Below are 20,744 nucleotides of genomic sequence, written 5' to 3'. Positions count from 1 at the left end.
AATGTCAATATCATATAAAACTATAATTTAATAAAAAGAAAAATGAAGATCCATAGAGAAGGATTTGCCACCATTTCCCTTGTATTTCTTGTACTGGCGTTGATCAACGGAGCGGTATTTTATTGGTTTGATTCACCTGCTCTTTGCTGGACAATAGCCATTATATCCCTGGTCTTCTTCCTGTTCATCGTATCTTTTTTCCGTATCCCGGCCCGTAAGTTCACAACAGGTGATTCTCTGGTTATCTCCCCTTGCGATGGTAAAGTGGTTGTAATCGAAGAAGTTTATGAGCCAGAATACTTTAAGGATAAGCGTTTGCAGGTATCTATTTTTATGAGCCCAGCCAACGTGCACGTTAATCGTAACCCGATCAGCGGAGTTGTAAAGCTCTCTCAGTATCACCCTGGTAAGTACCTGGTGGCCTGGCATCCAAAATCATCTACTGAAAACGAAAGATATTCTGTGGTAATTGGTAACAATAAAGCTGATATCCTGGTACGTCAGATCGCTGGTGCTCTCGCTCGTAGAATTGTGAATTACCTGAAACCTGGCATGGAAGTAAAGCAAAACGAGGAAATGGGATTCATTAAATTCGGTTCCAGAGTAGATTTGTACCTGCCTATCGGCACTGAAGTAGCAGTAAAATTAGAGGAAGTTGTAAAAGGTGGGGTAACTGTAGTCGCTAAACTTTAACATAATTAAAGATGAAAAAAGCACTTACCGGCTCATTAGCATTGTTGCTCATAACAGGTTTCGCCTTCGCCCAGGATAAAAAGGGCAAATCCGAAACTGCAACCAAAAAGGAATGTACTTCCGATTGCTCTAAAAAAGATAAGTCGAAGACCAAAAGCTGCTGCAAACAGCCTTCCAAAGCTGCCAGCCTGGCTGCTAAAGGTCAGAAAACTAAATAATATTCGCAGTATTGCGCAAAACAAAAAGATCGAAGTGGTTATCCGCTTCGATCTTTTTGTTTTTATAGCATTACAGAAAATTCTTTAGTTCGTTTAAGTGCTGTATCACATAAGTTGGCTGAAAATCGACAGGTGGTTTGGCCGGATTAAAGTACACCTGATCCATTCCTACAGCATGTGCTCCTTTTATATCCAACTCCATGGCATCCCCGATCATGATACTTTCCGTAGCATTTGTACCTGCTCTTTCCATCGCAAACTCGAAGATGGGAGGATAAGGTTTCAGGCTACCAGCAAGCTCTGACGTAATAATGTGAGTGAAGAAGTGCTCGATTCCTGAATTGCGCATTTTCAGTAATTGGGTCTCTTCAAAGCCATTGGTAATCATATGCATTGGATAACCTTTATCTAAAAGATATTCCAAAGTTTCCTTAGCCTCAGGGAAAAGTGCAGTTTTATAAGGCAAAATCTCCAGAAAGGCTTCTGTAAGATTTTGAGTCAGCTTTTCATCACCGATTTTAAAATCAAGCAGCGTCAGCCTAAAGCGTTTGTCCCTTAAGTCGTTGCGGGTAATAAATCCCTTACGGAAGCGATCCCATAACCGTTCGTTATGACCTACATAAGAGATGGAGAAAGATTCAAAAGTTGGCACTCCGCGTTGTTTCAAATCATTGTTCTCATACAATTCCAGCAAAGTTTCCTGTTCATTTTTTTCAAAGTCCCAGAGTGTGTGATCCAGATCAAAGAAAAGATGTCTATACTTCATGATGGCGCAAAGTTACGAAATACGGGTCGTTTAGGGGGCCGTTATCTGTAAATTCCTTATTTTACTGTCTTTAATCTGACATAGGAATATGAATGCAGTAATTACAGGGGCCAGTAAAGGTATCGGGAAAGCAATTGCGGAGAGGCTGGCAAAAGAAGGGTTTAATGTGGCAATATGTGCGAGAAATGCTGATACACTGGCTGCTACACAGGCAGAAATACAGAAAATCAATCCACAGGTTCAGGTGCTGGCACTTTCTGTAGATATGGAGAAAAAAGAAGATGTTTTAGCATTTGCCCATACAATAAATGACAACTTTTCAACTATAGATATTCTCGTTAATAATGCTGGGATTTATGTTCCCGGTACTATTTACCAGGAAGACGACGGGCTACTGGAAAAGTTGATGGCCGTTAATGTTTACAGCGCCTATTATCTTACCAGGGCACTTTTGCCTACTATGATCGCACAGCAAAAAGGACATATTTTCAATCTGTGTTCCACTGCCAGCCACAAGGCCTATCCAAACGGAGGATCATACAGTATTACCAAACATGCCTTACTTGGATTCAGCAAAAACCTGAGGGAAGAATTGAAAAACCTTCAGATAAAAGTGACCTCTGTAAGTCCAGGGCCTACCCTTACCGCTTCCTGGGAGGGCTTCGACGGGCCTCCAACGAGATTAATGCCTCCTGAAGATATTGCCTCAGTTATCTGGTCGGCCTACCAGCTGGCACCTCAAACTGTTATGGAAGACGTGGTACTCCGACCAATGTTAGGTGACTTGTAAAGATGGTTGTCTGAATCAACATAAGACATTTATTCATAACAAATTCATAAATCAATAAATTCGAATTTTCCCGAATGTTTTAACTAACTTTTAACGGGCTGCATTGCGCTTCTGATGCGGCTTTGGTTAAATTTGTTGACATAATTATGATGTACAGATTTTGCATAAGGAAGTGCGTTTACTCCATTTTGTTTTGCTTAGGATTTGTTGCTACCGCTGTTGCACAGGATTTCCGTTTCACCACCACCGTGAGCAGTAATAGTGTTACAATGGATGAAACATTCCAGATACAGTTTATGCTGGAAAATGGAGTGAATATCTCCAGTTTTCCAATCCCTGTCTTTAAGGATTTTGAGGTAGTACAAGGGCCATCGCAGATGCAGGGCCAATCCATTTTTAACGGCAAACGTTCGGAGTATATCGCATTGAGTTTTCTACTGCAACCTAAGCATGTAGGAAGCTTTACTATTCCCGGTGCCCAGGCAAGGGTTAACGGAAATATGGTAAAATCTAATCCTGTTCTTATTGAAGTAAGAAAAGGAGCGTCTCCGCAGGCACAACAGCAATCTTCATCCTCCTCTTCAGGCTATCCTCAGCGTGGCCGCCAGTCTGCCGGCGGTGGAGAATCAGAATTACCGGAAGGCGTGTTAAAGAAAGGTGAAAACATCACCGAAAAATTACGCAAGAACATCTTCCTGAAAGTAGATGTAGATAAAACTAATCTGTATGAAGGCGAGCAGTTAACTGCCACCTATAAACTTTATACCAGGCTCCCGACAAATTCAAGTGTTACTAAAGTACCGGCCTTTAAAGGGTTCTCGGCTAAAGATATAGAATTACCAAATCCGCCTCAGGCTACTGAAGAGAGAGTGAATGGTTTACTTTATAAAGTTTTCACCATTCGCAAAACCTTACTATTTCCATTACAATCAGGAAACCTCGAACTGGACCCAGTAGAGGTAGATAACCAGGTAAGATTAATTAAACTCGAAAACCGCCGTGGTGGTGGCAGAGGAAGAGATCCGTTTGATGATTTCTTCAATGATCCCGCTTTTAAAGATCCTTTCTTCGATGATTTCTTCAACAGACCTGAAGTATCGTATGAAGATGTTCCATACAAGATTCAGAGCAATCCTATCACCATCCACGTAAAACCTGTTCCGGTAGATGACAGACCGGCAAGTTACAATGGTGCTGTGGGTAGCTTTAGCATGACTGCAGAAGTAGATAAAAAACATCTGACAACTGATGAAGCCCTGACACTCAAGGTTACCATCAGTGGACGAGGAAATGTTAATCTGCTGAATTCTCCAAAAGTAGATGTGCCTACCGGTTTCGAAAAGTTTGATCCTAAGGTTACAGACAATATCGAAAAGAATAGTAATCCGCTTACCGGCAGCCGTACTTTCGAATACGTATTAATGCCTAAAGAAGCAGGAGATCATACGATTCCGGCTGTTGAGTTTTCATACTTCGATCCAGCTTCCAATGCTTATAAAACGATCAGATCTGAAGATTTCAATATTCATATAGAACAAGGCAAACAGGTAAAACAAGAGAAACAAGATTACGGTGTTAATAAAAACGAGTTGGTAAAAAATGATACCGGCATCCTTAACTGGACCCGCAATCATAGCTGGTTTATATTAAGCCCCTGGTTCTATATCCTGTTATTACTTCCGGTATTGATCATAGTTGGACTCATATTCTATAAACGAAGAAAAGAATATAAGACCACAAATGCTGCAATGCTGAAACATCGCTATGCCAATAAAGTAGCCTTAAAGCGTTTGGAATTAGCTGCCAGATATCTGAAAGAAGGTAAAGACAAAGCTTTCTATGAAGAAACATCCAGAGCGGTTTGGGGATATTTAAGTACTAAACTTAAAATACCAATGTCTGACCTCAGCAAACAATTGGTATCGGATAAACTTGGGCAGCGTAGTATTAATGGCAGCAATACCAAAGACCTGTTTGAACTGATCGACAACTGTGAGGTTGCGCTATATGCACCGGGGCAGGATAATCGCAGAATGCAGGGAACTTATGAGCAGGCTGTAAACATTATTACCAACCTGGAAGGCGCACTTAAAAATTAAAGTATTCAAATCACAGGCATGATAAAATCGATTTTCTTTGCTTTGGCTATATTGTTGGCTACCTTTTCAACAAGTAGTGCTCAAACACCTCAAAAACGCTTTGAGGAGGCAAATAATCTTTTTGGTCAGAGCAAATACACTGAGGCAGCAAGAACATATCAGCAACTAATAGATGAAGGTTATACTCCTGCATCGCTATATTTCAATGCGGGAAATGCCTGGTATAAAGCCGGCAAACTCGGCATGGCTGTTTATAACTACGAAAAAGCCTTACAAAGTTCTCCCAATAATAAAGCGGTAAAACATAACCTGAGTGTTGCTCATCAGAAAGTGGAGGGATATGTTGAAGAATTGCCATTGGTATTTTTTCAACAATGGTGGTTAACACTCCGGCAGCTACATAGCCCTAATGGCTGGGCAATTGGTGCCGTTATTTTCTTCTGGCTCCTGATTGCTGGTATAACTGTTAATAGTTTTTTGCCTGGGTTACATAAATCCTGGTTGCGCTGGGCTAATTATGTAGCTGGCTTCCTGGTAGTGCTATACTTCTCAATGGCCATAAATACCTATTCCTCTGCCACCAATCACAGTAGTGGTATCATTATGGTGCAGAATAAAGCTAAATCTGCTCCTGATGAGAATAGCAGAGACGTTTTTGAGGTTGGGGAAGGCATGAAGGTTCATGTAACAGACGCTACCAACGATTTTTGTAAAATAGAACTGGCCGATGGCAACAGCGGTTGGATCAATTGTGCAGCAATCAAACGTTTATAAGTTTTCAACCCTATAAAGAAAATCCTGTTTCTTTTCTCTGGAAAGAGGAATACTATCTCCGTTACACATAACAATTTCACCACCATCACCCTTAATATATTTATCCATCAGGGAAAGATTAACGAGGAAATCGTTGTGCACCTGCATAAATCCCTTATCACTTAACCAGTGTATCAACTCGGGGATGGCAATCTTTATAGTTACCTGGCTTTCGGGTGGTTGCAAGAATAGTTTTGTTTGTAATCCGGCTGCTTTGCAATAAATAATGTTTCTGGCAGTGATCATTTTCAGTCCCTGCGTAGTTGGCAAAGCTTTTCTTTCTTCCTGTTTCAGACGTTGTTGCAGATAGTTAAGTAAATCCTGAACTTTTTGGGAATTATCATTCACTGCATAATGGGCAGCCTTACTAATGGCCTGCTGTAGCTCAATAGCATCAATTGGTTTCAACAGATAGTCGAGTGCACTATGATGAATGGCCTGAATAGCATACTGGTCGAAAGCGGTAATAAAAATTACAGCGAACTGCACATGTTCAATTGCTTCCAGGAGCTGAAAGCCATCCATTCCTGGCATTTCCACATCCAGGAAAACCAATTGTGGTTTTAATTGCTTTATTGCTTCAAGAGCTTCAGCGCCCCGGCTACAGGATGCTAACAGAGAAATATTGGGGCAAAATCTTGTAAGCATTGCCTGAAGGGCATCACGACTATGTTTCTCATCATCTACGATAATGGTACGCATCTCAAAGGGATTAAAGTGACTCTCAAATTTGCTGTTATTACCCAGCCAGCGACTGGCGGGTACCGACGTGTTGCATACTAATAATCAGGCGATTGCCGGAATGGGAGTGGAATGTATCATATACCTGCAGGGCTTTTATGCTTGCCTTCATGTGATACTTTTCACTCATCATATACAATCGTTCAGATGCTATATCTACGCCAGTTGCTTGTCGTTCTCCGGTACCGTCCAACATTTCTGTAATTAGTACGCCATTATCTTCTAACTGAATGTACAGGCGATCTTTATCTTTTCCTATAATTATTGAAAGTTCACCTCCGCTTTTTTCGGGTCTGAGCAGCAATCTGTGCCAGATAGCATATTGCACATATGGTTGAATAATAAGAGGAGGTATTAAGGTAAGTTGCTGATTAACTTCCGGGCGCACCTGAAGCTGGTATTTAAACTGTTCATCAAATCTGAGTTGTTCCAGTTGAATATAGAGTTCCAGCGCATCCAGTTCTTCTCTTAAGGTAATCCATTCTTTGTTGAAATTATTAATCATTAATCTCATCAATTTGGAGAACCTCGTCAGGTATAGGGATGCCATATCTGTACTGGTAGTCAGAATATAATGATGAATAGCATTGAGGCTATTAAAAATAAAATGGGGGTCCATCTGCGCCTGAAAAGCATGAAGTTCCAGGTCAATCAGGGTTTGATGTTTGGTTATTTTGTTTTCAGCAGCTTTCCTGATTTTTCTTTCCCTTATGTAGAAAAAAGTGAACAAGGCAACGAGGCTTAACAAAGAAAACAACCAATAGGGCCATCCCGTAGCAAAAACTATTTCCGTATAATAATGTGCCACATGTAAGATTTACAGGGAACTAGCAATTAGGTGAAATAAATATCGGGCAAATAAAAACTAATTGAAAGGGGTACTTAATATGAGGCGGTAATTTTAAGGAAACCGGGGAGAAAAAGCTGAAAACTGGTAGAATTGATAATTAACTCAGAGATTTAAAAATTTATAGATTTTTAAATCTCTGAATCAGTTCACCCTTCGGTGAATTTATAGCCCACCCCTCTGACAGAGTGGAAGTATCTTGAATTACGGCTATCCTCTTCAAAGTATTTTCTGAAGTTAAGGATAAAGTTATCGATAGTACGGGTGGTAGGGTATACGTTATAACCCCAAACTACCTGGAGTATCTTTTCACGTGTTACTACTTCGCCTTTATTTTCGATCAGCAGTTTAAGGAGCATAGCTTCTTTTTTACTGAGTTCGTAATGTTTACCATCTTTTCCCACACATTCCTGGGCAGCAAAATCGATCACATTATTACCGAACCTATAAACGTTAGGCACGCTATCCTTATCTTGTATTTTCTTGTTTTTTACGATCAACTTCTCTACTCTCAACAGTAATTCTTCCAGGTTAAAGGGTTTGGTCATATAATCATCGCCCCCTTTTTTCAGTCCTAATACTCTGTCGGCGCTACTGTTTTTAGCACTGAGGAACAGGATTGGAATTTCATTGTTCTGGATACGGATATTCTCGCATACAGCGATGCCATCCATTTCCGGCAACATAATATCAAGTATGATCAGATCGAAATATTCATTTTTCACAGCTTTTAAAGCAGCTGTACCGTTGTCTACTGCCGTAACTTCATATCCTTCCAGCTCCAGATTCAGCTTCAGCGCTTCCTGGAGGTTTTCTTCGTCCTCAACCAGTAGTATTGATGCCTTTGTCGCTTCTTTCATGTGTATGTTTGATTTATTAGATAGGGCCCGTTATCGGGTCATCATCAATCTGTAAGCTAATTTACGCTCTTTGGACGGAAAATTCTGTCCAGGTAATTTCGAAACGGCTACCAGAAGGCTTGTTATCTTCTACCGTAATTTGGCCCTTGTGTTGTTCTACTATTTTTGCAGTCAGGAACAAACCCAGACCCGAGCCTTTCGATTTTCGGGTATTTTCATTGCCAATGCGGTAAAACTTTAAAAAAATACGATTTTTTTCTTCATCGGGGATACCAGGACCTTCATCGATTACCTGCAATTTCAGCTGATGTTGCTGATTCTCAAATAGCTTTACAAATATACTACTATTCTTTGGTGCATACTTCGCTGCATTTTCGACGAGGTTGCTAAGAATAATCTGTAATGTTAATTTATCGCCTTCCATCCAAACATTTGGTTGAATTTCAGCGATAATCTGATGGCTACCAATACGTGAATCCAGGTCTCTGATACTTGCAGAGAGCAGTTCTGAAAAGTTTATAGGCTCTTTAAATAATTGATACTTATGGGTTTCCAGTTGAGCTGCCAGCAAAATATTATTACATAGCTGATCCAGGCGGTTCGTTTCCTTGATGGTATTGGTAATAAGTTTAAGCCGCTTTTCAGGGTCTAACTCATGCCGCTTTATCGTTTCAAGGTTCAGTTTGGCAGCCGCAATGGGTGATTTCAGCTCATGGGTAACTGCCATCATGAAGTTTTGTTGCTGACGGGAAAGTTTCATGTATTTCCATACAGCTCTGAAAACGAATAATGCACCCAGGAGAATAATAGCCAGAAAGGTTATTCCTTCACCGATATATTTGAAAGAACGCATATGTTCTTCCTTATCAATACGTTGCAGTTCCAATTGAAATTCTACGGGCCGGGCAACACTATCTACTCTAAGATTCAGATTCTGTACCTCGAATCCTTTGATTTGCTTACTTTGGCGGAATAGCAAGATACCCCACCAAACCAGGGCGGCTATTGTATATGCCAGTACAAAAAAGTAAATCAGGGAAACAGATTTCCCTCCCTGCATCTTATTAAAGATTCTTTTCATTATGGTCTCTTGCCGGCTTTCTCTATCCGCAGGCCAACGTTCATCACATAAGGAAGCGGATTTTGCCGCATATTTTGTTCGAAAGAAAACTTGTAAGTTCCGGGAACATTAAAGGTTGCTCTCTGCTGAATAAATATTCTATGCTCAAAGATATCATCTATTCCGGTTCCTGACCATTTTCCTGCAACATCAGCCAGTGGTAACTCCACCCGTTGTTCTTTGGGAATGCTATCACCAGGGTACCGGGTTCCGATCAATAGCCAGATATTACTATATGGATAGGCGTCGGTATGCCGGATATTTACATAGATATTATAAAGCCAGGCTGTATCTTCCGGCTGAATATTTATTTCAAAAGAGGGCTTGTAATCGCTCGACCATTCGTGCCCCGGGATTTCCAGGTTTTTCTCGTATACGTCTAGCTTAGGTGGTTTACAAGCTGCGACAAATAACAGAAGGCTTGCCGCAGCCAGAAAGAAATGCTTCATATGGTTTACGCCTTACTATAAAACGTTTAATACTTGTTCTTTAGCTTTCTCCAATTCATCTTTCATTAATACCACCCATTGTTGTATGCCGGCGTCGTTGGCTTTAGAACCAGTAGTATTAATTTCCCGGCCAATTTCCTGCAATACAAACCCCAGCTTCTTTCCTTTAGCAGCATCTTCATCTTTCAATATCTCTCTAAAGTAGCGCAGGTGATTTTCCAATCTCGAAAGTTCTTCAGATATATCTAATTTCTCTAAATAAAAGATTAATTCCTGTTCCAATCTATTGCCGTCTACATTCTCCTTACCCACATGCTCGGCCAACAAACTCTCCAGGCGCTGACGGATTTTATCTTTACGAAGAGGGTCTAATTCTCTGACTTTCAACAGATATTCATCAATATTATTAACTCTTTGTTTGAGATCTGACTCCAGCATTCTGCCTTCATCTATCCTGTGACTATCCAGATCTATCAATGCTTCTTTCAATGTACTTTCCACATCTTTCCACTCTTCTTCTGTCATTTGCTCGGTAGCAGGAGATACCACTTCCGGCAACTTCATCAGTACATTAAGCATATCTCCCTGAGGCAACTCGAGTTGATTTGCCAGCATGGTAATAGACTGATAATAGAATTTTGCCAGATCAGTATTGATCACGACCGGGCGGGTAGCACCATTCTGACGAATGTTTATGGAGGCATCCAAAGTTCCTCTTTGCAGTACCTGTTGCATCAGATTACGAATATCGAATTCGTATGGTCTCAACAATGGAGAAAACTTCAAATTCACCTCAAACTGCTTCCCGTTCAACGATTTTATTTCAACTACTATACTTGTTTCTCCTCTTGTGCATTCAGCCCTTCCGAAGCCGGTCATTGATTTCAGCATAATTGATTTTTGTAGGTGACAAACCTAGTTAAAATTTAGGAATTTACGGATTATAAGCGTAATTGATGAATTTATAATCTTAATCCTTTATAAACAGTTGCTTTATCAAGTTGTTTTAAATCGCCTGGCTGCATTCCGTCGATTGTCAGCTGTTCAATTCTATAACGTACAAGCCTCAACGTAGGAAACCCAACAGCTGCCGTCATTTTTCGAACCTGGCGATTCTTTCCTTCCTTAAGGGATAAACTGATCCAGGGGGCAGGAATGGTTTTTCTAAATCTGATAGGCGGATTACGAGGCGGTAATTCAGGTTCTGTTTCAAATATCCTGGCCTTACAACGCTGGGTATGATACATCTTCCCATCAACATTAATATCTACCCCTTTTGCAATCTGTTGGATAGCCTGATCTGTGATCGCTCCGTCTACCTGTACCCAATATTCCCTTTCATGCAAATGTTTAGGTTGCAAAAGCCGGTGATTTAAATCCTTATCATTTGTAAGTATGAGCAACCCTTCACTATCATAATCCAATCTTCCAACCGGATAAACATCTTTAGGAACATTAAAAAAATCGGCCAGACATGCTTTATTCTCTTCAGAAGTAAATCTCGTCAGCACCTCATATGGTTTGTAAATTATATAATAATTAAAGATCACAAGACTTTTACTTTGGTTTAGGCGCTGTAAATTAGTACTTTTGCAAATTGATATGGCTACTCCGTTTAACAATCCTTCATGCCAACATTGCAAGGATCGCTTTTCTTCAATATTCTGCAAGGCGGAACCCTGTAATCTCAATGAGATTTCAGACGCTAAAGTATGCTCTGTTTACAGAAAAGGCCAGGTAATTTTCCATGAAGGTGCCTATCCATTCGGTGTTTACTGTATTAATGACGGTAAAATAAAGCTTTCCCACAGTGGCGATGATGGCCGCGAACAAATTATACGCCTCGTTAAAGCCGGAGATATTATGGGTTATAAAGCCCTCCTCAGCAACGAACGCTATACTGCCACCGCAACAGCCCTGGAAGATTCTTCTATCTGCTTTATTCCCAAAGACTTATTCCTCAATATTCTCAAAAAAGACGCCTCCCTTTCTTTTGAAATGATGCGCATCTTATCTAGTGAGCTTAGAAAGGCTGAATTAAAGATCACTCACCTCGCTCAAAAGCCAGTAAGAGAACGACTCGCAGAAACCCTCCTTTTTATTAAAGAAACCTATGGCCTGGAAGAAGACCAGCAAACCTTAAGCGTGCGCCTCTCCAGAGAAGAAATAGCCAACCTCGTTGGCACCGCCACCGAATCAGCAATCCGTTTACTGTCTGAGTTCAAAAAAGATGGTATGATTGAACTGGACGGCAAGAAAATCAGACTGCTCGATATCCCTGAAATTATCAGGACAGCCAACCTGCAGGACTGATAAAAATCATATTTCGCCTTGATGCTTATCATAGCACTCCTCTCACATCGCTGGTACTTTTGTATTACAAAATTACCACTTCATGTTCGCCTATTCTATTATCAATTACCACGAATTAAAACCAGGTCACCTGTGCAATGTAATTGCTAATAAATTCCATGCACCGATACAACAACTGATCGACCAGGTAATGACTTATTTCAATCTGGACAGACAGGACGACAAACAAGCACCCGCAGTGGCAGATTTACAACATCTGCTCTTTGGGAAAATGCAAACTGAAACCTCACAGCTCATCCGAAAAGAAACATCCGTTCTTTTCCCCGTAATCCGCAATGCTTCCGCGTTAAATAAGAGTACTAAAAATCTCCAACCCGGAGCATATGACAGTATTCAACAGGCATTTCAAAAAATCTTGCTGCTCTTGCAGAAACTCCGCCAGGTGTCGTCTAACTACCAACTCCAGCAACATTGGAGCGCCGAATATAAACTGTGTGTCAATGATATGCTGATTGCAGAACAGGTTATTCAGCAATGGATCTATATAGAGCAAAATATCCTTTATCCTGCTGCTATTCCGGGTCATACTATTGTTGTTTCCCAGCACGAAATTAATAACGTAATTATCGACTAATGAGCATATCCTCTTCTACCGAAACCAATATCACCTGCTTCCATTGTGGCGAAAAATGTAATGATACCGATATTACAATCCAGAATAAGACCTTCTGCTGCCTGGGTTGTAAAACCGTGTTTGAAATATTGAATCAAAGTGGTCTTTGTACCTACTATGATCTCAATAATCAACCTGGTATTAATCAACGAATTGCCGCCAGGAAAGATAAATTTGCGTTCCTGGAAGATGATAAAATTAGTCAGCAACTCATTTCATTTAAAAATGATGATTGCACACACGTAAATTTCCATCTCCCTCAAATCCATTGTAGCTCCTGCCTCTGGCTACTCGAGAACCTGCATAGGATCGATCATGGCATACAACGTGTAACCGTTAACTTTAGTAAAAAGGAAGCACTTGTCATTTTTGATCATTCCATTACCCTCCGCAGAGTAGCCGAACTGCTTACAGCAGTAGGGTATGAGCCTTATATAAGTTTACAGGATCTTCAACATAAAAAACCAAAAACAAGCAAACAACTGATTTACCAATTAGGGGTGGCAGGCTTTTGTTTTGGTAACATCATGTTGCTAAGCTTCCCTGAATACTTCGATTCTACAGACCTTCTACAGGGCAACCTCAATAATATGTTCAGGTTTATGAACCTGTTCCTGGCTCTGCCTGTTTTGTTCTATAGCGCCCAAACTTTTTATAAATCGGCCTGGGGTGGACTTAAACATGGATTTCTGAACATTGATGTTCCCATAGTTTTAGCTGTTTGGGTCACCTTCTGTCGTAGTCTGATTGAAGTATACAATGGTAATGCAGGTTTCTTTGATTCTATGACCGGCATAGTATTTTTTATGCTGATAGGCAGAATCCTGCAGGATAAAACATACCAGGGTCTTTCATTCGATCGGGATTATACTGCCTATTTTCCTATTGCTATAAGCGTAATGAAAGATGAAAAGGAAATTCCAACACCATTACCCGATATCAAAACCGGCGACACTTTACTTATTCACAACAATGAATTAATACCTGCCGACGGCATTATAGTTAAAGGAGGAGCACTTATCGATTATAGTTTTGTAACCGGAGAATCAGTTCCTGTAAATAAATCTATCGGGGAGATAGTATATGCAGGTGGCAGACAATTAAATGGGAACCTTGAAATATTAACTATCAAGGAAGTTGCACAAAGCTATCTGACAAGCTTATGGAACCGGGATGAATTAAAAGAAAAGAAAAATGAATCCATTTCTTTTGTTCATTTGCTTAGTAAATATTTTACATGGGTTGTATTACTGATTGCAGTAATTACAGCTACCTACTGGGGTTTTACGGAACCTGCACGTATATGGCCTTCTGTTACTGCTATCCTGATTATTGCTTGTCCATGTGCTTTGCTCCTTGCATCCTCATTCACTAACGGCCATATTCTAAGAATTTTAAGTAGAAATAATCTCTATCTGCGCAATGCACAAGCCATAGAAAATATGGCAGCTACCACGCATATAGTATTTGATAAAACAGGTACACTAACCAGTAAAACCGGTACTTCTGTTATTTATTACGGCACTTCTCTTACTCCAATTGAGGAAATTAAGATTGCAGCAATAGCAATACAATCCACACACCCTCTTAGTAGTGCCATTGTTCAATATTGTGGCGTACCTGCACCAATGCCTGTTGAAGAGTTCAGGAATGTACCGGGGCAGGGGGTAAGCGGAATTGTTGGAAATACAATCATCAAATTGGGTAATGCCGGTTTCACTGGTGCACATAAAAAAGAAGAGCAGGATGGTAGTGTAGTATTTGTTTCTATTAATGATAAACTATGCGGGCTCTTCACAATAAAAAACACCTATCGCAGAGGGCTGAAAACAATGATTCAGCAGCTGCAGGATAAATTTGGTTTATCGGTTTTATCGGGTGATAACAATCACGCTGCTCAACAATTAAGAAAGTTGATGGGGCATCATGCTACACTGCTATTTGAACAAACTCCGGCCAATAAACTGGCTTATATTCAATCGTTACAAGCCAAAGGCGAAAAGGTAATGATGATAGGAGATGGGTTAAATGATGCCGGAGCATTGAAACAGAGTGACATAGGTATTTCATTAACAGAAAACAGGAACAATTTTACACCAGCAAGTGATGGTATCATGGATGCAGAAGAGTTATTGTCAATCTCCGCGTTCATCAAACTTTGTAAAGCAAACAAGCGAATAATTATCATCAGCTTCATTCTATCCTTAGTATATAATATCATAGGATTATACTTCGCTGTGCAAGGCATCTTATCTCCACTGATTGCGGCAATACTAATGCCTGCAAGTTCAATAAGCATTATTATAATAACATACAGTTGTAGTGAATGGTATGGTAAAAGTCTTCAGCAGCGGGCATTAGAGCAAATCCCTGACAAATATCATATTTCAGATTGAGCAATATCATTGCACTGGGGATAAGCTCCCAGTACCTTTGTAATATCACGAGACACACAAGTTAAAATCTAAGCAAAACCTCAATTCGCCCGTATTTGAAATGAGTCGTGTAAACAACCTGAAAAAGGTTGTTTACACGAAACGGGTAAGGTTTGTCTTAAATGTGGCATTTATTACTTCATATAAACTGTAAATGAAAGGTATAAACGTCTTACTGGCCGATGGAAACGAGAAAATAAAGAGCTGTGCTTTATTTAAGACAAAACGTTTCGACGCCACCCTGCTGATCATTCAACAAGGGCATCAAATTCCACCACATACATCATCTACTAATGCGATGGTATTGATTCTGGAGGGGAGAATAGCGTTTATGCTAAACGATGAAATAACGATACTGGATGCCGGCGATACATTTACGTTCAAGGCAAATGAAATACATGCACTTCAGGCACTGGAAACAACAAGATTATTATTAATTAAATAATCAACTATGGATATCATCATTGTCTTACTGGGCGCAAGTCTTGTCGTGGCTTTAGGGTTTTTGATAGCATTTATATGGTCTGTTAAAACCGGCCAGTTTGAAGATGATTATTCTCCGGCACATCGGATACTGTTTGAAGACAAGAAAGATAACATAAACGAATAAACGAAAATCTGATAACCTTTTAAATACCAATAATGTCACTCGAAAAATTCTATTACGACAACCGTACCGTGAAATGGTTTGCCTATGCCGCGATTTTCTGGGGATTAATAGGCATGCTGGCCGGATTGTGGGCTGCATTGGAGCTAGCATTTCCCGGACTTAATTTTGGATATGCTCCAATTACATTTGGACGCCTAAGGCCAGTTCACACCAATGCTGTCATTTTTGCCTTTGTTGGTAATGGTATTTTTATGGGTGTCTATTATTCGCTGCAACGTTTGTGTAAAACCCGTATGTTCAGCGATTTACTCAGTAAAATACACTTCTGGGGATGGCAAACAATTATTGCCGGTGGGGCACTTACCTTATTTCTTGGCTATACCACCGGTAAAGAATATGCCGAACTTGAGTGGCCGTTTGATATAGCTATTACGCTCATCTGGGTAGTATTTGGTGCAAATATGTTGGGAACCATCCTGCGCCGGCGGGAAGTTCACCTCTACGTAGCTATATGGTTCTACATTGGAACCTGGGTAGCCATCGCCATGTTACATATAATTAACTCTTTCGAATTCCCTTTATCCCTATTCAAAAGCTACAGCTGGTATGCTGGTGTGCAGGATGCTCTTGTGCAATGGTGGTATGGCCACAACGCTGTAGCTTTCTTCCTTACAACTCCGTACCTGGGATTAATGTATTATTTCGTACCTAAAGCAGCTAACAGACCTGTTTATTCTTATCGTTGGTCTATCATTCACTTCTGGTCATTAATCTTTATTTATATCTGGGCTGGTCCTCACCATTTATTATATACCGCACTTCCCGACTGGGCTCAAACCCTCGGTACTGCCTTTAGTATTATGCTGATTGCTCCATCATGGGGTGGTATGCTCAACGGTTTACTTACCCTACGCGGGGCCTGGGATAAAGTAAGAGAAGATGCTATTCTGAAATTCTTTGTAGTAGCTCTTACCTGCTATGGTATGGCTACATTCGAAGGCCCTATGCTGTCACTCAAAAATGTGAATGCTATCAGTCACTATACCGATTGGACTATCGCACACGTACACGTAGGTGCTTTAGGTTGGAATGGATTCCTCACTTTCGGTATTTTATATTGGTTGATCCCACGTCTCTTCGGTACTCAGTTATACTCAAAAAAATGGGCTAACACTCACTTCTGGATTGGTACCCTGGGAATTATTTTCTACGTGATTCCGATGTACTGGGCTGCATTCACTCAAAGTATGATGTGGAAACAGTTTACAGAAGAAGGACAACTGAAGTATCAATTCATGGAAACCGTTACTACCATCGTTCCGATGTATGCATTGCGCGGACTGGGAGGGTTACTGTACATCAGTGGACTGGTATTAATGGTGGTGAACCTGAGGAAAACAATCCGTAGCGGTAGTTTCATTGCCAATGAAGCAGCTGAAGCAGCACCATTACCTAAAGTAATTGAAACACATGGTAAGGCACACTGGCATAACTGGATCGAACGTCGTCCTATTCAGCTGTTGGTATTTAGTTTGATTGTAGTGGCCATTGGCGGATTACTCGAATTGATGCCTACATTCCTTGTAAGAAGCAATATACCTACCATCAGTAGCGTAAAACCATATACACCGCTGGAACTACACGGTAGAGATATTTACATCCGCGAAGGATGCTATAACTGTCACTCTCAAATGATCCGTCCTTTCCGTGATGAAGTAGCCAGATATGGTGAATATTCAAAAGCCGGTGAGTTTGTATACGACCACCCATTCCAATGGGGTTCTAAACGTACAGGTCCGGATCTGGCCCGTATTGGTGGTAAATACCCTGATTCATGGCATTACAACCACATGCTCGACCCAACCTCTATGTCACCAGGTTCTATCATGCCAGGGTATCCATGGTTGTTTGAAGAAAGGGTAGACAGAGCAAAAACACCTGCAATGATCAATGTTATGCGGAAGCTGGGAGTTCCATACCCTGATGGCTATGAGCAACAGGCTATCGCAGATCTGGATAAACAGGCATTGGCAATTACCGCGGCATTGGAAAAAGATAAACTGCCTATCAAACCGGATCGCGAAATCGTAGCACTTATTGCTTACCTGCAACGTATAGGAACAGATATTAAAGCAGAAGTAAAAACTCAACCTGCAGAAGCTGTACAGGAAAGTTCTACAGAGCCTGAAGGAGCCTTTAAACCATAAAAACTTATCGTCATGAAATTCATCAATTATCTGGAATCAATATCTGGTATAAGTATTTATCCAATGGCCTCACTGATCCTCTTCTCTGCCTTCTTTGTAGGAGCTGCTTTCTGGGCCTTCAAAGCCGATAAGAAAATGGTAGATCAGATAAGTAAAATACCGCTCGACTGTGACGACACTCAATCCCTGTAAAAGAAAAACTAACATGAAAAAATCATATATACTGTTATTACTGGCTAATCTGCTATTAAGTCCACGGCTGTTTGCTTTATCACAAGAAGCTCCGACAAAAACAGAGGAATTTGATCCGGTTGCAATTATCCTGATGATAGTGATAGTAGGTCTGGCCATTGTAATTATTGTTTTGGGAAATGCCGTGCTTGGAGCAATTGAAGTGTACAGAGAGCGGATCAAAAAAGAAGGGCAGAAGCTTGTAGCAATTGCAGCATTAGCAGGGCTAACATTATTCAGTAATCAGGCCTCTGCACAAGGGATTTTCGCGACCCTGGACTCTTATTCCTACTATCTTCTGCTTTCGGTATTAGGGGTTGAAATACTGGTAATCTTCAGTTTAATATTTACACTAAAATTTCTTGTGGGTATTAAGCGTAAACAAAAGGTAAAAACAGCTACTAAAAAGGTGGGAGTTACCTGGTTGGAAAGATTAAATAGAACCAAATCCCTGGATGCTGTATCTGAAGAAGAGGCTGATATGGGTCACAATTATGATGGCATCAGAGAGCTCAACAATCCTACTCCTCCATGGTGGAAGTGGGGCTTCATTTTCACTATCGGATTTGGAATCGTATATACCTGGCGAACAGAGATTTCCCACACAGCCCCTAATCAACTGGAAGAATTGGCTGCTGCCGAAGAAAAGGCAGCTATTGCAAAGGAAGAATACCTTAAAAAAGCCGCTAACAACATTGATGAAAACAATGTTACCCTCCTCACGGATGCAGGCGAATTAGCAGCTGGCCAAAAGCTTTTCGTGGCTAGTTGCGCCCCTTGTCATGGAGCCCAGGGTCAGGGAGTTGTTGGGCCTAACCTTACAGACGATTACTGGCTTCATGGAGGAAAGATTAACGATGTATTTAAAACTATTAAATACGGCGTTGCAGAGAAAGGAATGAAAGCCTGGCAGGAAGATTTTTCACCCAAACAACTTGCCCAGCTGGCCAGCTTTGTTAAGTCGATCCATGGTTCTAATCCTGCTAATCCCAAAGAGCCGCAAGGACAAAAAGAATAGGTATGACAGACAATACATTCAGAGATTCTATAGCCACCGTTGATAAACAAGGCAAACGCAACTGGATATACGCCCAGAAGCCGAAAGGCAAATGGTATAATATCCGTAGCGTAGTAAGCCTCCTTTATTTTAGTGTTTTTTGTAGCCTGCCGTTTATTTCTATAAATGGCAGGCCTTTATTCCTGCTCAATGTAGTAGAAGGCAGATTTATTTTATTTGGTTCTATTTTCTGGCCGCAGGACTTCTTCATTTTCGGGTTGGCGATGCTTGCCTTCATTTTGTTTATCGTCGTATTTACTATGGCGTTTGGTAGGCTATTCTGTGGATGGATGTGTCCTCAAACTATTTTCATGGAGATGCTTTTCAGGAAAATCGAGTATTGGATTGAAGGGGATGCTGTTAAACAAAAACTCCTGAATCAAGCTCCCTGGGATGCAGATAAAATTTTCCGTAAAACTTCCAAACACCTCATTTTCTATACTTTATCATTCCTTATTGCCAATTTATTCCTAGCCTATATCATTGGAGCCGACCAACTTAAAGCAATTATTACCGACCCATTATCCGAACACCAGGGTGGATTCTTAGCCATCATCATTTTCTCAGGTGTTTTCTACGGCGTGTTTGCATTTATGCGTGAGCAAATTTGTACGATTGTTTGTCCGTACGGCAGGTTACAGGGTGTACTACTCGATAAAAACAGTATTCTCGTTGCCTATGACTATACGAGAGGTGAGCCCCGGGGAAAATTCCGTAAAAGTGACCAAAACGAATTGGGCGACTGCATAGATTGTAACCAATGTGTGAAGGTATGCCCTACAGGGATTGATATACGAAACGGTACTCAGTTGGAATGTACTAACTGTACTGCCTGTATAGATGCCTGCAATTTTATGATGGCAAAAACGGGTCGGCCGATCAACCTGATCCGTTACGCATCCGAAAATGGAATTGCCCAGAAAAAGAAACTTCGCTTTTCTCCAAGGCTCAAAGTTTACAGCAGTGTTCTCATTTTACTGCTTGGAGCTATCGTTACTATGCTGGTAAGCAGAAAACCTGTAAGCGGCACCATTATGCGCACTCCGGGTATGTTGTATCAGGAGCAGGGAATAGATAGCCTGTCAAATCTCTACAGAATTAAACTTGTGAATAAAACAGGCAACGATATCCCGCTTCATCTTAAAGTAGAAGAGATGGCAGGAGCAATTACCATGGTTGGTAATCCTATTATTCATGTAAAAGCCGGAGAACAGGGAGAAGGAACCTTCTTTATCATACTTCCTAAAAAAATGATTCATCAGCGAAAATCCACTATCCATGTTGGAATTTATGACGATAGGAATAACAGGATATCGGGATTGAGCACTACATTTTTAGGCCCTGTTCAATAAATCAATTATTCACCTTAAAATCATTTAGCAATGAATTGGGGATATAAAATAATCATCGTTTTTGTGGTCTTTGCCGCCGGAATGCTCACTTTGGTTACGAAAAGTCTGAGAACCAAAATAGATATGGTAACTCCGGACTACTACAAGGAGGAATTAAAGTACCAGCAGGTTATTGATGGGAAGCAAAATGCAAATAATCTGTCTACACCCATTACTATTTCCCAGCCGGGAGAAAGTGTAGTTCTTACATTTCCACAGGAAATGCGTGAAAAACCAATCAGTGGCCAGTTAACCTTCTATCGTCCGTCAGATTCCCGCAAAGATGTTTCTGTTCCGCTTAAAATAGATGAAGCAGGACAATTACTAATAGAAAAGACCCGATTTACAACTGGTTTGTATAAAGTGAAGCTTCAATGGTCGATGAACGATCGTCCTTATTATCAGGAACAGACACTAACAATTAATTAAGC

Annotated in this window: 23 protein-coding genes; 15 read left to right on the top strand and 8 right to left on the bottom strand. The window is 40.7% G+C overall.

The genetic code is table 11. From position 1 onward, the window contains the following. Positions 1 to 42 precede the first annotated feature (42 nt). Positions 43 to 693, top strand: coding sequence for a phosphatidylserine decarboxylase family protein (locus tag DVR12_RS10675; protein ID WP_116975662.1), 651 nt, complete (start codon positions 43 to 45; stop codon positions 691 to 693). An 11-nt stretch (positions 694 to 704) separates the two neighbouring features. Beyond that, complete coding sequence (locus DVR12_RS10670) at positions 705 to 911, top strand: hypothetical protein (RefSeq protein ID WP_116975661.1); 207 nt, start codon at positions 705 to 707, stop codon at positions 909 to 911. A gap of 70 nt (positions 912 to 981) precedes the next feature. On the opposite strand, the gene DVR12_RS10665 is transcribed toward DVR12_RS10670, so the two are convergent. Further along, positions 982 to 1,677: a YjjG family noncanonical pyrimidine nucleotidase gene (locus tag DVR12_RS10665; RefSeq protein ID WP_116975660.1), complete on the bottom strand. Its 696-nt coding sequence runs from the start codon at positions 1,675 to 1,677 to the stop codon at positions 982 to 984. 88 nt (positions 1,678 to 1,765) lie between these two features. Between DVR12_RS10665 and DVR12_RS10660 the strand changes: the two genes are divergently transcribed. From DVR12_RS10660 to DVR12_RS10650, 3 genes are all read left to right on the top strand, one after another. Further along, positions 1,766 to 2,467 (top strand): SDR family oxidoreductase, encoded by a 702-nt coding sequence (locus DVR12_RS10660; protein WP_116975659.1) that lies wholly within the window; start codon positions 1,766 to 1,768, stop codon positions 2,465 to 2,467. A gap of 146 nt (positions 2,468 to 2,613) precedes the next feature. Continuing rightward, on the top strand, positions 2,614 to 4,566 hold the full coding sequence (locus tag DVR12_RS10655; protein WP_116975658.1) for a BatD family protein: 1,953 nt from the start codon (positions 2,614 to 2,616) through the stop codon (positions 4,564 to 4,566). A gap of 18 nt (positions 4,567 to 4,584) precedes the next feature. Beyond that, positions 4,585 to 5,340 carry a tetratricopeptide repeat protein gene (locus tag DVR12_RS10650; RefSeq protein ID WP_116975657.1) on the top strand — a complete coding sequence of 252 codons (756 nt, stop codon included), beginning with the start codon at positions 4,585 to 4,587 and terminating at the stop codon, positions 5,338 to 5,340. Here the strand turns inward: DVR12_RS10650 and DVR12_RS10645 are convergent. The 7 genes from DVR12_RS10645 to DVR12_RS10615 form a co-directional block, all read right to left on the bottom strand. Then, a complete protein-coding gene (locus DVR12_RS10645; RefSeq protein ID WP_116975656.1) occupies positions 5,335 to 6,081 on the bottom strand; it encodes a LytR/AlgR family response regulator transcription factor in 747 nt (248 codons plus the stop codon). The genes DVR12_RS10650 and DVR12_RS10645 overlap by 6 nt on opposite strands. Before the next feature lie 37 nt (positions 6,082 to 6,118). Further along, positions 6,119 to 6,928, bottom strand: a complete 810-nt coding sequence (locus DVR12_RS10640) for a sensor histidine kinase (RefSeq protein WP_116975655.1) — start codon at positions 6,926 to 6,928, stop codon at positions 6,119 to 6,121. 188 nt (positions 6,929 to 7,116) lie between these two features. Beyond that, the gene (locus DVR12_RS10635; protein ID WP_089764691.1) at positions 7,117 to 7,827 is read right to left on the bottom strand and encodes a response regulator transcription factor; all 711 of its coding nucleotides are present in this window, start codon (positions 7,825 to 7,827) and stop codon (positions 7,117 to 7,119) included. A 61-nt stretch (positions 7,828 to 7,888) separates the two neighbouring features. Continuing rightward, complete coding sequence (locus DVR12_RS10630) at positions 7,889 to 8,908, bottom strand: sensor histidine kinase (RefSeq protein ID WP_116975654.1); 1,020 nt, start codon at positions 8,906 to 8,908, stop codon at positions 7,889 to 7,891. After that, on the bottom strand, positions 8,908 to 9,396 hold the full coding sequence (locus tag DVR12_RS10625; protein WP_116975653.1) for a gliding motility lipoprotein GldH: 489 nt from the start codon (positions 9,394 to 9,396) through the stop codon (positions 8,908 to 8,910). The genes DVR12_RS10630 and DVR12_RS10625 overlap by 1 nt, the downstream gene beginning before the upstream one ends. A 15-nt stretch (positions 9,397 to 9,411) precedes the next feature. Next, entirely contained in the window at positions 9,412 to 10,287 is an 876-nt protein-coding gene (locus DVR12_RS10620) for a YicC/YloC family endoribonuclease (RefSeq protein WP_116975652.1), read from the bottom strand. Between the two features lie 71 nt (positions 10,288 to 10,358). After that, the gene (locus tag DVR12_RS10615; protein ID WP_116975651.1) at positions 10,359 to 10,946 is read right to left on the bottom strand and encodes a pseudouridine synthase; all 588 of its coding nucleotides are present in this window, start codon (positions 10,944 to 10,946) and stop codon (positions 10,359 to 10,361) included. 40 nt (positions 10,947 to 10,986) lie between these two features. Here DVR12_RS10615 and DVR12_RS10610 point away from each other — a divergent pair, with 40 nt between their 5' ends. The 10 genes from DVR12_RS10610 to DVR12_RS10565 all read left to right on the top strand — a co-directional run bounded on the left by DVR12_RS10610 (position 10,987) and on the right by DVR12_RS10565 (position 20,742). After that, positions 10,987 to 11,709, top strand: coding sequence for a Crp/Fnr family transcriptional regulator (locus tag DVR12_RS10610; protein WP_233522281.1), 723 nt, complete (start codon positions 10,987 to 10,989; stop codon positions 11,707 to 11,709). 82 nt (positions 11,710 to 11,791) lie between these two features. Further along, the gene (locus DVR12_RS10605; RefSeq protein ID WP_116975649.1) at positions 11,792 to 12,343 is read left to right on the top strand and encodes a hypothetical protein; all 552 of its coding nucleotides are present in this window, start codon (positions 11,792 to 11,794) and stop codon (positions 12,341 to 12,343) included. After that, a complete protein-coding gene (locus DVR12_RS10600; RefSeq protein WP_116975648.1) occupies positions 12,343 to 14,778 on the top strand; it encodes a heavy metal translocating P-type ATPase in 2,436 nt (811 codons plus the stop codon). Before DVR12_RS10605 ends, DVR12_RS10600 begins: the two co-directional genes overlap by 1 nt. A 193-nt stretch (positions 14,779 to 14,971) precedes the next feature. Next, the gene (locus DVR12_RS10595) at positions 14,972 to 15,262 is read left to right on the top strand and encodes a cupin domain-containing protein (protein ID WP_116975647.1); all 291 of its coding nucleotides are present in this window, start codon (positions 14,972 to 14,974) and stop codon (positions 15,260 to 15,262) included. A gap of 6 nt (positions 15,263 to 15,268) precedes the next feature. After that, positions 15,269 to 15,427 (top strand): cbb3-type cytochrome oxidase assembly protein CcoS, encoded by a 159-nt coding sequence (ccoS, locus tag DVR12_RS10590; RefSeq protein ID WP_116975646.1) that lies wholly within the window; start codon positions 15,269 to 15,271, stop codon positions 15,425 to 15,427. A gap of 32 nt (positions 15,428 to 15,459) precedes the next feature. Further along, positions 15,460 to 17,634 (top strand): cytochrome-c oxidase, cbb3-type subunit I, encoded by a 2,175-nt coding sequence (ccoN, locus tag DVR12_RS10585; RefSeq protein ID WP_116975645.1) that lies wholly within the window; start codon positions 15,460 to 15,462, stop codon positions 17,632 to 17,634. A gap of 12 nt (positions 17,635 to 17,646) precedes the next feature. Further along, positions 17,647 to 17,826, top strand: coding sequence for a CcoQ/FixQ family Cbb3-type cytochrome c oxidase assembly chaperone (locus tag DVR12_RS10580; protein WP_116975644.1), 180 nt, complete (start codon positions 17,647 to 17,649; stop codon positions 17,824 to 17,826). A 13-nt stretch (positions 17,827 to 17,839) separates the two neighbouring features. Beyond that, the gene (locus DVR12_RS10575) at positions 17,840 to 18,883 is read left to right on the top strand and encodes a cbb3-type cytochrome c oxidase N-terminal domain-containing protein (protein ID WP_116975643.1); all 1,044 of its coding nucleotides are present in this window, start codon (positions 17,840 to 17,842) and stop codon (positions 18,881 to 18,883) included. A 2-nt stretch (positions 18,884 to 18,885) separates the two neighbouring features. Next, positions 18,886 to 20,274 carry a cytochrome c oxidase accessory protein CcoG gene (ccoG, locus tag DVR12_RS10570; RefSeq protein ID WP_116975642.1) on the top strand — a complete coding sequence of 463 codons (1,389 nt, stop codon included), beginning with the start codon at positions 18,886 to 18,888 and terminating at the stop codon, positions 20,272 to 20,274. Positions 20,275 to 20,304: 30 nt separating this feature from the next. Further along, on the top strand, positions 20,305 to 20,742 hold the full coding sequence (locus DVR12_RS10565) for a FixH family protein (protein WP_116975641.1): 438 nt from the start codon (positions 20,305 to 20,307) through the stop codon (positions 20,740 to 20,742). Positions 20,743 to 20,744 lie beyond the last annotated feature (2 nt).

Origin of the sequence: Chitinophaga silvatica (genome assembly GCF_003419895.1) — a bacterium.
Taxonomy (GTDB): Bacteria; Bacteroidota; Bacteroidia; order Chitinophagales; family Chitinophagaceae; genus Chitinophaga; species Chitinophaga silvatica.
Note: the sequence above shows the minus strand (reverse complement) of the source record. Positions and strands in the feature narration are given on the sequence as shown.